At 67.3% G+C, this 833-nt stretch carries 2 protein-coding genes; one reads left to right on the top strand and one right to left on the bottom strand.

The features are described from left to right. Nucleotides 1-338: 338 nt before the first annotated feature. The gene (locus M0638_RS28405) at nt 339-593 is read right to left on the bottom strand and encodes a hypothetical protein (protein WP_248670319.1); all 255 of its coding nucleotides are present in this window, start codon (nt 591-593) and stop codon (nt 339-341) included. Between the two features lie 5 nt (nt 594-598). On the opposite strand from M0638_RS28405, the gene M0638_RS28400 reads away from it, so the two are divergent. Then, nucleotides 599-833, top strand: a 235-nt coding sequence (locus M0638_RS28400; RefSeq protein WP_248670318.1) for a hypothetical protein, incomplete at its 3' end; no start/stop codon positions are given.

Here is an 833-nt window from a genome sequence, read left to right as displayed (position 1 = left end):
CGGCGAGCGCCGCGGCGACGGTGGGATAGAGGGTCGGGATCGGGCTGCCAGGCATGGCGACGGCGGCGCGGGGCTCGCCGTCGGGGCCGGTCAGGCCGTGCAGAAGCACGATTCGCGGGGCGGCCGGCAGCGGCGCGCGCTGGCGCGGCTTACGGTAGGAACGGGCGCGTTTGGACACGCGGGGTCTCCGAGGTTGGAGCCCGGCGGTGGCAGAAGCTTTCGGCTTGGCTACGGAGTCGTCGCGCGCTACAAGGCGGCTGTGTCGGCTTGCCCAGCGTAGCGTGAGCGGTTCCGCAGCCCGTGCCGGTGTCCTCCACCGTGCCGGGCTGTTTCCGTTTTCAGGCGGCGCGCTTCGCGGGCTTGCCCGTCTGGACCAGCGGCGCTTCCTCCATCCGACGCCGCGCCTCGGCGATCACGTCGGCCGTCAGCAGCATCAGCTTCCCCGAGACTCGCCGGCCCCGCAGCGGCCACTTCTCCAGCGTCCGATCGCTGATGGGGAAGAAGTGCTCGGTGATCACGCGCGCGGCCTGCTCGCGGGTCATGTACTCGGGAAGCTGATCCAGCGAAGGGTGCGCCTTCAGTTCGCTCTGCATCGGTGTTGAGCCTTCATCTGACTGCTAGGTCAGACCGAAACGTCACGTATCGGACCGCCTATGCCGGGATAGTCCCGGCGAGGCGGCGCGAGACTCCAGAAATTCTGGAGAGGATTTCTGCAGATGCAGAAAGGAAAATTCTGGAGTCTCGCATTCACCCTGATGCAGCCGAGCGGCCAATCTGCACGATGATTCCAGACGGCTATGCCGTTGCCTCCACAGGCACCATCGCCGTGGCGA

Origin of the sequence: Roseomonas acroporae (genome assembly GCF_023223525.1) — a bacterium.
Classification (GTDB): domain Bacteria; phylum Pseudomonadota; class Alphaproteobacteria; order Acetobacterales; family Acetobacteraceae; genus Roseomonas_E; species Roseomonas_E acroporae.
The sequence above is the reverse complement of the archived record's forward strand: the minus strand, read 5'-3'. Positions and strand labels throughout refer to the sequence as shown.

Excerpts from the sequence above, each read along its gene's own strand:
- M0638_RS28405 (WP_248670319.1), bottom strand. The coding sequence starts at position 593 with ATGCAGAGCGAACTGAAGGCGCACCCTTCGCTGGATCAGCTTCCCGAG.